Source organism: Sedimenticola selenatireducens (genome assembly GCF_007625115.1).
Taxonomy (GTDB): domain Bacteria; phylum Pseudomonadota; class Gammaproteobacteria; order Chromatiales; family Chromatiaceae; genus Sedimenticola; species Sedimenticola selenatireducens_A.
In genome coordinates, this window is record NZ_VMNH01000005.1 from 590024 (window position 1) to 599186 (window position 9163).

The window sequence follows — 9163 nt, forward strand, 5'->3', positions numbered from 1 at the left end:
CGAGCATCAAAAAAAGTAACCCTGTTCTTTAAAACCATAGGGCGGTCACAGCTGTCAGCTTTTCATTTTTCGAAATCCAACCATAGGGCGGGCCGTGCCCGCCGATAACACCGTGGCAGTTTCCCATCCAGCACAAGCGCCCACGGGACGCCCTATGGTGGGTTCACCGGTCGGCTTTTTTTGAGGATTGGATTTTGTTGCAGCGCGCCGAGGGGCTGAGGGGCAACGGGGGTTATTCGGTCCCCGCGTCTATTTCAGCCTTCTCCAGTGAGTTGGATAGCAGAAGATTCTTTTGTGGCGACAGCAGCGGTTGTTGCAGTTGAGTGGGTGGTGCCGAAGTCACGGCCACGGGAATCCCACGTTGTCCCTTCGCCGCCAGTTTCATAGCATCCCAATCGGGTTTCAGGTCCCGTTCACCAATGGCACTTAGTATAGCTCTGACCATCGGGGTGAAATTGACCCCTTGCTCTGCCCGCTGTTCACTGAGTGGTGGATGTGCCTCTACATAGAGCCGTCCATCTTCCCAGCCCGCCTTATAAGGTGTGTTAACAATCCGCACCGGCGTATTAACCGGGACCTGCTCAAACAGGGATGCAATATCTTCCGGATAAAGCCGAATGCAACCATGACTGACCCGCATGCCAACACCGTAAGGTTTGTTGGTGCCGTGGATCAGATAACCTGACATGCTTAAATAGAGCGCATGCTCGCCCAGTGGATTATCAGGCCCTGGCTTCACCACAGCTGGAAGTGGATCGCCGTTTTCCGCATGCTCTTTAAGTATCGATTTCGGTGGACGCCAGGTGGGCTTGTGCTGCTTTCGGGTAATGCGCGCAATGCCCGTGGGGGTGCTCCAGCCTTCGCGACCAATACCCAGGGGATGGGTGATCACCCGACCTTCATCTTTCGGATAATAATAGAGTCGGAGTTCAGCCAGATTGATGACGATTCCTTCCCGCGGTCCGGCAGGCAAGATGAAGCGGGTTGGGAGCACAATGGTCGTTCCTTCACCCGGTAGCCAGGGATCAACGTCTGGATTGCTTTCAGCTAACTCTGCATAGCCAAGATCATTCAGTCGGGCGATATCGGAAAAGGTATCCTCATAGCGCGTCTGAACCTGAAGGGTATTACCGACAATGTCATTACCTGCTGGTGGTAATGGGAAACTCAGCGCCAAGCCGAGGCTAGGCAGGCTGTAGAGCAGGGCGGTTAATCCAAATAAGCGTCTATTCACAGAGGTAATATCAGGTTGTTCACAGTAGGCATATTGTGACATAAAGCGTCTAGGCCGTCTGCGAAGCCGTAGGCATGGGTGAAATATGCGCAGAGGATGGTATCTTGCAAGACCCCGCAGTATTCTCGAACTTGATCGTGGCTTGGTATCACCGGCAGGGTAGAAAAGACTTACCCTGGCAACAGAACCCGACACCCTATCGTGTATGGATCTCGGAAATCATGTTGCAGCAGACCCAGGTGGCTACAGTTATCCCCTACTATGAGCGCTTCATGCAGCGCTTTCCTCAATTGCACGATCTGGCCACGGCCAAGCCGGATGAGGTGCTGCACTACTGGTCGGGGCTGGGTTACTACGCCCGTGCCAGGAATCTACATCGAGCTGCGCAACAGATTATCCAGACCCATGCCGGGCAATTCCCCGAGACGTTGGAGACGCTAATGGCACTGCCGGGCATCGGGCGTTCGACGGCAGGAGCAATACTTTCACTCGCGCTGAATCATCCCCAACCCATCCTGGATGGGAATGTGAAACGCGTACTGACGCGCTGTTTTGCCATTCCTGGCTGGCCAGGTGCATCGCAGGTACAGAAGCAGCTATGGTCGTTGACGGAAAGGCTCACGCCCTCGTTGGAGACAAAGGCCTATAACCAGGCAATGATGGATATCGGCGCCACTCTCTGTCTCCGCACTAAACCGCGCTGTGATCGCTGTCCGGTACAGGTCGTGTGTCAGGCCTCCCAGCAGGGTGATGCAACCGCCTATCCAGAGCCTAAACCACGAAAAAAGCTCCCCACGCGATCGGTGGTCATGCTGTTGGTTTATGATGCGCAAAATCAAGTGCTGCTGGAAGCGCGGCCTGAAAAGGGCATTTGGGGTGGCCTTTGGGGGCTTCCTGAATTCAGTGATAGGCTGGCTGCAGAAGCCGCTGTCAATGTCTGGTTTGGTGACCATCATCGAGGCTTAATCTGGTGGGAAGAGCGGCGCCATACCTTCAGTCATTTTCATCTTTTGATCACGCCGCTTGTGGTTGGGCTGACAAATCAGATTGCATCCATAATGGATGGGAGCAACAGAGTTTGGTATAACACTAATAGACCCGATAAAAGGGGTTTGGCGGCGCCGGTTTCACGACTGATCGAAGCGCTAAAAGAGACAATAAAGGAGAAAGGCGATGAGCCGCATGGTGGAATGCGTAAAACTAAATAAAATGGCCGAAGGTCTAGAGCGGCCGCCTTATCCAGGAGCGTTGGGACAGCGGGTATTCGACAATATTTCCAAAGAGGCGTGGCAGTTATGGCTACAGCAGCAGACGATTCTGATCAATGAAAACCGCCTGTCGCTGGCAGAACCCAAATCCAGAGTGTTCCTGGAGGAGCAGATGGTCAAGTTCCTGTTTGAGGGGGGTGGCACCCAAGTTAACTTCACTCCCTGAGACTAAAGCAGGAAGCCCCTTGCAGAAGGGAAAAACAGGTCTTCAACCTCAATTCCCACTTGACTCTGACGGCGTGTATCGGTTTAATACGCCCTCTTCAAGGCTAGGTAGCTCAGTTGGTAGAGCAGCGGATTGAAAATCCGCGTGTCGACGGTTCGATTCCGCCCCTGGCCACCATACACACAAACGGCTCGCATTTATGCGGGCCGTTTGCTTTTCTACCTTGCTCAATCCAGTCTGTCCAGTGGGCTGGTAACCGCATTTCCACCCTTCCCCAGTACATGGGTATAAATCATTGTCGTTTTTATATCTGAATGACCCAAGAGCTCCTGTACGGTTCGAATATCGGAGCCCGACTCCAATAGATGTGTGGCAAAAGAGTGTCGCATGGTGTGACTGGTAACACGTTTGGTGATGCCTGACTGAACGGCAGATTTACGCACAGCGCGTTGTATAACGGTTGGGTGGATGTGGTGGCGGCGATGAGTACCCGTACGAGGGTCAGTGCCAACACGGCTTGCCGGGAACAGATATTGCCAGCGAAGTTCTTTTTCTGCGCTGGGATATTTTCTTGCAAGTGCTTCAGGCATGAAAACACCCCCAAAGCCGGCTTTCAGGTCCTCAGTGTGTTTTAGCTTTACCCATTCGATCTGTTTTCTCAGTTGATTGATGAGTGATGTTGGCATCGGTACTACGCGGTCTTTCTTACCCTTTGCTTCATGAACCGTAATTGAGCGATACTCAAAATCCAGGTCAAGTAATCTCAGGCGCACACACTCCATCACCCGCAAGCCTGTGCCGTACATCAGTCGGACCATTAAGCCGGTCTGGCCGCGTAATGGCTTCAATATCATACTCACTTCGTTTCTGCTGAGTACCGTAGGTACGCGTTTGTGTGGCTTTGGGCGCCTGAAGTTGCCGATATCACCTAACGGTTGCTCAAGCGTGCGGGAAAAAAAGAATACCAGCGCATTAAGTGCCTGAGCCTGGGTTGCGCCGGTTACCTTGCGTTTTACCGCTAAATACTCTAAAAAGGAAGCCACTTCAGGTTCGGCACAAACATCAGGACGACAGCATTTGTGAAATCGAAGGAAGCGATTGATCCATCCCAAATAACTCTTCTCCGTGTTCATGGACAGATCGGTCATACGTATTGCCGCAATAAAACGGGCGTAGACTTCCGGGTGTTTTTGACCCAGAAAATTGCCTGGGCGCTCAGCACCTGCGCTTGCAGATTCATAGGTACGGGCAACCGTGGGGTGATCATTACCCAAAGCCTCACAAGCGGCAGACCAGTAATACCAATCAAATTGTTCTGCCCAGCCAACTCGCAGGAAATGGTGGAAGAGAAAACGCAGGGCATCGATTTTTTGTCGATATTGCCAAGGAGAGAGGGCCGGATTATTGCTGAGCCGGGAAAGCCACTTTGTCAGGGACTCAGGCCGATGTTCGCGCAATTTGATTTGCGGGTGGTCATCAATAAATTTTTGAACATGTTTTCGATACCAAGGCCTGGACCCCTCAGAAATACCGAACCGTTTGAGTACCAAAAGGTAGTTTTCCCAGAATTTGTTAACCTGCGAGTCATTGGTATCACCAGCGGTAGAATCAGACATTGCGCCTCCTTGCTCTATGTCTCAATAATAGAGAACAAATATAGAACAATAAGTCGCATATTACAAATATTCGTGCGTGCTTGCTGCATTTCTCACTTATGGCAGCGTAGAAGCCGCATAATCAACTGTTAAGGCTACAAATACATGATTGAAGTTGACCAAATATGTGAGGGTTCAATTAATTATGGTGGTTGCTCAGATGAGAAAATACGTCATGCAGAAAGAGAGCTGGATGTTACCTTTCCTGAAAGCTATAGGTATTTCCTCAAAACATATGGTTCTTCGATAGGGGATAGTTTAGAAATATATGGACTACCGGACAAGACGGATGATCAACCACTTTGGATTAATTGTGTTGAACAAACGATAAAAGATAGGCAATTGGTGGGAATACCTAAGGCCTACGTAGCTATTTCGCATGATGGTATGGAAAGCGCCTACTACCTAGATTGCTCAGAGAGCCCTATATCGAAAAAATGCGTGGTGATTGAATGGAGCCCTACTAATAATGGTGGGAAAACTATTTTCACATCATTTAGTGAGTTTTTGCAGAGTCATGGAAAGCCTTAACCAGTCGCACCAGCCGATGCGTCACCGCTGCGCGGCTCCTTTCGGCTGTGCAAGGCGTTATGCGAACAAGTCATGATCAAACTTGTTGAATTAGACAAAAGTACTTTCTATGCAAAGGAAGTAGATGTTGTTCGTTTAAAGCGAGAAGCAGGCTTTCTATCCGAGTTTCTCGAAACTTTATCCGTTGATGAACTTAATCTTAAAAATAGTATTTTACCTTTTTGCAAAGCCGCAATAGAGAGGCCAGATGAATTTCCAATAGATATTTACGATGAACCTTTACCTATTACTCACATGCTAGATTCTGGCATTACATTTCCAGCGCATTTCCTAGAAATATACTCGCAATTTTTTAATACCGCGGTAGGTGCGAGAATTGATCTGGAAAATAGAGTTGAAAAGGGCGATAAACTGTATGCTCCTATGGAGTTTGAGTAAATTGCATAACAAGGCCAAGCACAATCGTGCAATGCAAAAAGCGCATTGCACTGGACAGCCTACGCTGTGCTTCGGCTGCCTGTGTTGGCGGCGTTAAAGCAAGAATGGATGGATCGGTAGAAAATCTTTATTGCTGGTTGAGAGAATGGGTCTATTGAAAACCAGTTAAATAATATAGGCCGTGCAGAGATGGAGTCGTAGGATAGAGCGTGCCGTCATGAATGGAATCGCCTTTTTGATACCGTTTAGAGTATATATCGGGTTCCGGTCCACACCGGTGCGGGTCCAAAGCATCGCAGGGAGCATTTGTGAAAATAGGGCGAAGTAATATGGGTCCGTTGTTGTTTGTAGGGCGGAGCTTTAACCAGTTGCACCAGCCGATTCGCCACCGCTGCGCGGCGGCTCCCGGCTGTGCAAAACGTTAGCAGTCAATAATATGGAAATATCAGGTTTATACATTTACGTCGATGGCTCCGATCTAGAAGAAGTATCGGAGCAAATTGAAAGTTCACTAGTTGAGTGGTTGGCTTCAAATAGCATGGAAGCCAACGTTGTTAACCATCAACATGAGCGAACACCGGATCTGTCACCCGAAGACTACGCAGATTGGGATTTAGGTTTAAATATTACTATCGGCCAAATTAACTTTTTGCCTGAGTTGCTAGACCATACTTATGGTTTAGCGTTAAAACACAATCGAGATTTTGTTGTTGGTTATTATTCTGAGGCCAGTGGTATTTCAGAAGATATCACCTTTTTTGGCGCCGAGAGTGGCAAACCTAAAACGGAACAAATAACAGAGTTCTTAAAATAAACTGCTAACAAGGCGCTCAAGCAAGGACAAATTTTCCGTGGCCGATTTTTGTGCTTTAAAGCTACGCTAGCACAAAAACGTCCACTCCAAATTTGCCGCTTAGCTTGGCGTTATGACGACAACTAAAAATAAAGAGGAAGTTTAATGAAGCGCTTTATATTTGTCTTGGCTCTTTTCATGTACTCACCATATTCAATTTCTAGTGAATGTGACGACAAGATGGCTGAGTACTTGGATTTCGCAGAAAAAAGCCCAAGTGATGCTCTTGAAAAATACTTAGCTAATAGTGATACATGCGAGAACCGTGACGTATTGGCCGGCACTCTTTATGTGATGTCCGGAGACTTAATATCTGGGGAGAAGCACTACAATAAATCTATTGCCGAAGGCAAGGCTCTTGCTTTTGCTTATTGGCAGTTAGCTGGATTAGAGCTTTCTAGGCGTAATCTTCAAAAAGTCATAGATTATTGCCAGGAGTCACTAAAAATAGAAAAACACTTTATGTGTTATCGCCATAGTGGAATTGCCTTATCTTTAGCTGGAGAACATAGTTTGGTGCCAGACTATTTTGGTGCTGCACACCAATTAAATCCAAATATATTCTCAGATACAGATTTCATGGCTTATCTGGCATATTCTTATACTGAACTAGGCAAATATGAATTGGCGAAAGGATCCATTACGCTCGCAATAAAACACAACGAAAATGCTAAGCAAAATGCTGTTTTTGTAGATGCGTATAAGAATTGGAAGTCGAAGAGTGGGCAATAGGAGGGGTGGTCATAACAAGGCCAGTCAATGCGATGCTTAGCACGCCTGCTGGCGGCGTTAAATGCTAATTATGGAGCTGACCGAAATTGAAGGAAAGAGACTGAGGCGTTTTCTCTTTGAAAGCGAAGAGTGTGATTTTGTGGAGTACGCAAAATCCATCAAATCAACTGCTGAACTTCACTATTTTTTATGGAACTACAATTGCGACGATGGCATTGAGGCTGTCAGATCGGTTGTAGAAAATAAGTTTTGTGATTTCGGAACAGCGTTGATGGCATTTTGGTATCTAGGTGGTACCGATTGGCTAGATGAAAAATACGTTAAGTCTATAAACCTTGATGGTCACTTCGATCAGGAGCTTCAACTGGCTAAAGATATAGCCGGCGCTCTTACCAGTGGAAAGTATTCTTCCTGTATTTATAGGTATGAGCCAGAGCTTAATAAGCTTGCTAAATACAAATTGAATAAGGCCGGCATAAACGAATGCCTGTTCGAGCCTAGTGATGGCGAAGAGTGGGATAGGCATGCGGTGTAAGCATTTAACAAGCGGCTCAAACCGACCTCCACTGCGTTGCTCGTTTTGTGCTTTTCCGCTACGCTCGCACAAAACAATCAACTCCGTTCCGGCGGCTTAGCCGGGCGTTATGTGTGAAGGGACTGTATGAATCACTTTGATGACAACGTAACTGAAGAGTTACGAGAAATAAGAAACAAGTACATAGAGGATCGCTGGGGTCAGTTGCACCAGTTGTCCAAAGAGTCCGGTGAAAACGCTGTTAAATATCTATTCACGGTAAATGCGGGTGGAGCGGTCACCGTATTGGCGTATCTAGGCTCTGTCGCTGGTAATGGACCAGCTTCTATATCAGCAAAACTGGGGCTAATCTCATTTTTTCTTGGGCTACTGTTTGTGGGTTTTTATAAGGCACACATGGTCCACTATCATGAAGGGTTGTTTGACCATTTTCAGAAATTGGTAAGAGACTACTATGATGAGAAAATTGGTTGGAACAATATGCATGAGCTAGACCAGCTGAAAATAGGAGAGCCAAAATTACCGTATGTATATGGCTATCTTAGTTTTTCATGTTTTGTTTTCGGGTGTATATCTGGTGGCATTGGTATTTTCTAAAACAAACTATCAGGGGCTTAAAGCGCTCGTTGCACTCACTGGGACGGCCCGGTACGTTTCCCGCCTCATGGTCCAACGTTTAGTGTTAACAAGAGAAAAATCATGGCTAATATTACAACTTGTTACCTCTGTGATAATGAAGCCTCGGTTGAGATGGTTAAAGGGGAAGGTGGGCAACGCTTTTATGTTCTTTGTACTGAAAAATGTCCTAGATATATCATCACACGTCTAGCCATAAACTATTTAAACAATCGCCCAGCACATCGATAAACGACAGTTGAAAATATTAAGCTCATTGCTAAAACGGACAAGCTCCCACTACTAAGAACCAGTGGTATACCAAAACAACTCCACTGTACTTCATGCGAAGTTGAAACAGCAGCGGCATAATCAGAAATATAAATTCACATAACGAGCACATCATGCCGCTCGCTTTCGCTCACTCGGACGCCCTTCGCTACGCTGCGGGCGCCGAATATGTAGAACGTTAGGGTCGGTAATGATAATTAAACCTAGCCTTAGACTTGGCGGCACTTATATGCTTGTTTCGGCGTATGCCATTTACTCTTTTTTGAAAAATAGTACTGAGGGTGTATGGCTTATCGGATTGTTGATTGTAGGACTGGTATTCATTGTATATGTCAATCTTCCAAGACAAATACGTATTACGGATAAAGAAGCGATATTTGAATATCGAATGCGCAAGCCGCGTGTTGTATATTTCAAAAAAGTACTTGGTGTAAATACAAAAGGGCTAGAAATGTTTCATGGAAGAATAGTGTTTAAAGGGGGAGGCTGGAGTGACATTTTGAATTACAAATAAATAGGACACCCACAAATTACCCTGAACAAAATCAATACCAAAAAACCTGTATTGCCGGTGGAAGCAGATTATTCGCAGCAAAGAACAGATCTTGATTGAAAATCAAGAGAAAGATGGAACATTTTGGGAGGAACAGAGGAAAAACTAAAATAGTAATAACAGTGATACTTTTTCAGGTATCACCAAACGCTGTTTGACTTGCGAAGATGAGTTTTTTAGCTACGTAGTCAGTAATTCTCGGCAAGCATTGATACCGTGTGCCCAGCGCTGCCCCAACTTTTCGCAAGCGGCATAGATATGATCGACACGACCTACCAGTGAACAGAAGCGA

Annotated in this window: 11 protein-coding genes and 1 tRNA gene; 10 read left to right on the forward strand and 2 right to left on the reverse strand. The window is 46.7% G+C overall.

Annotated features, from left to right (window positions below):
* Window positions 1–232 precede the first annotated feature (232 nt).
* Window positions 233–1234 carry a L,D-transpeptidase family protein gene (locus FHP88_RS06575; RefSeq protein ID WP_260843181.1) on the reverse strand — a complete coding sequence of 334 codons (1002 nt, stop codon included), beginning with the start codon at window positions 1232–1234 and terminating at the stop codon, window positions 233–235.
* A gap of 74 nt (window positions 1235–1308) precedes the next feature.
* On the opposite strand from FHP88_RS06575, the gene mutY reads away from it, so the two are divergent.
* The 3 genes from mutY (at window position 1309) to FHP88_RS06590 (ending at window position 2845) form a co-directional block, all read left to right on the forward strand.
* Complete coding sequence (gene mutY / locus FHP88_RS06580) at window positions 1309–2442, forward strand: A/G-specific adenine glycosylase (protein WP_144358211.1); 1134 nt, start codon at window positions 1309–1311, stop codon at window positions 2440–2442.
* Window positions 2408–2668, forward strand: a complete 261-nt coding sequence (locus FHP88_RS06585) for an oxidative damage protection protein (protein WP_144358212.1) — start codon at window positions 2408–2410, stop codon at window positions 2666–2668. The genes mutY and FHP88_RS06585 overlap by 35 nt, the downstream gene beginning before the upstream one ends.
* A 101-nt stretch (window positions 2669–2769) precedes the next feature.
* Window positions 2770–2845: transfer RNA gene (locus FHP88_RS06590), tRNA-Phe, on the forward strand.
* Between the two features lie 50 nt (window positions 2846–2895).
* On the opposite strand, the gene FHP88_RS06595 is transcribed toward FHP88_RS06590, so the two are convergent.
* A complete protein-coding gene (locus FHP88_RS06595; RefSeq protein ID WP_144358213.1) occupies window positions 2896–4284 on the reverse strand; it encodes an integron integrase in 1389 nt (462 codons plus the stop codon).
* A gap of 144 nt (window positions 4285–4428) precedes the next feature.
* Between FHP88_RS06595 and FHP88_RS06600 the strand changes: the two genes are divergently transcribed.
* The 7 genes from FHP88_RS06600 (at window position 4429) to FHP88_RS06630 (ending at window position 8832) form a co-directional block, all read left to right on the forward strand.
* Window positions 4429–4854, forward strand: a complete 426-nt coding sequence (locus FHP88_RS06600; RefSeq protein ID WP_144358214.1) for an SMI1/KNR4 family protein — start codon at window positions 4429–4431, stop codon at window positions 4852–4854.
* Between the two features lie 72 nt (window positions 4855–4926).
* Window positions 4927–5292: a hypothetical protein gene (locus tag FHP88_RS06605; RefSeq protein ID WP_144358215.1), complete on the forward strand. Its 366-nt coding sequence runs from the start codon at window positions 4927–4929 to the stop codon at window positions 5290–5292.
* A 436-nt stretch (window positions 5293–5728) separates the two neighbouring features.
* On the forward strand, window positions 5729–6106 hold the full coding sequence (locus FHP88_RS06610; RefSeq protein ID WP_144358216.1) for a hypothetical protein: 378 nt from the start codon (window positions 5729–5731) through the stop codon (window positions 6104–6106).
* A gap of 144 nt (window positions 6107–6250) precedes the next feature.
* A complete protein-coding gene (locus tag FHP88_RS06615; protein ID WP_144358217.1) occupies window positions 6251–6877 on the forward strand; it encodes a tetratricopeptide repeat protein in 627 nt (208 codons plus the stop codon).
* 61 nt (window positions 6878–6938) lie between these two features.
* Window positions 6939–7412 (forward strand): DUF4274 domain-containing protein, encoded by a 474-nt coding sequence (locus FHP88_RS06620; RefSeq protein WP_144358218.1) that lies wholly within the window; start codon window positions 6939–6941, stop codon window positions 7410–7412.
* Window positions 7413–7538: 126 nt separating this feature from the next.
* Window positions 7539–8009: a hypothetical protein gene (locus FHP88_RS06625; RefSeq protein ID WP_144358219.1), complete on the forward strand. Its 471-nt coding sequence runs from the start codon at window positions 7539–7541 to the stop codon at window positions 8007–8009.
* Window positions 8010–8508: 499 nt separating this feature from the next.
* Window positions 8509–8832, forward strand: coding sequence for a hypothetical protein (locus FHP88_RS06630; protein ID WP_144358220.1), 324 nt, complete (start codon window positions 8509–8511; stop codon window positions 8830–8832).
* The last annotated feature ends 331 nt before the right edge of the window (window positions 8833–9163 follow it).

Bases quoted from the DNA above. Each gene is read 5' to 3' on its own strand.
- mutY (WP_144358211.1), top strand. From the start codon at position 1,309: ATGGGTGAAATATGCGCAGAGGATGGTATCTTGCAAGACCCCGCAGTA.
- FHP88_RS06585 (WP_144358212.1), top strand. From the start codon at position 2,408: ATGAGCCGCATGGTGGAATGCGTAAAACTAAATAAAATGGCCGAAGGT.
- FHP88_RS06595 (WP_144358213.1), bottom strand. From the start codon at position 4,284: ATGTCTGATTCTACCGCTGGTGATACCAATGACTCGCAGGTTAACAAA.
- FHP88_RS06600 (WP_144358214.1), top strand. From the start codon at position 4,429: ATGATTGAAGTTGACCAAATATGTGAGGGTTCAATTAATTATGGTGGT.
- FHP88_RS06605 (WP_144358215.1), top strand. From the start codon at position 4,927: ATGATCAAACTTGTTGAATTAGACAAAAGTACTTTCTATGCAAAGGAA.
- FHP88_RS06610 (WP_144358216.1), top strand. From the start codon at position 5,729: ATGGAAATATCAGGTTTATACATTTACGTCGATGGCTCCGATCTAGAA.
- FHP88_RS06615 (WP_144358217.1), top strand. From the start codon at position 6,251: ATGAAGCGCTTTATATTTGTCTTGGCTCTTTTCATGTACTCACCATAT.
- FHP88_RS06620 (WP_144358218.1), top strand. From the start codon at position 6,939: ATGCTAATTATGGAGCTGACCGAAATTGAAGGAAAGAGACTGAGGCGT.
- FHP88_RS06625 (WP_144358219.1), top strand. From the start codon at position 7,539: ATGAATCACTTTGATGACAACGTAACTGAAGAGTTACGAGAAATAAGA.
- FHP88_RS06630 (WP_144358220.1), top strand. From the start codon at position 8,509: ATGATAATTAAACCTAGCCTTAGACTTGGCGGCACTTATATGCTTGTT.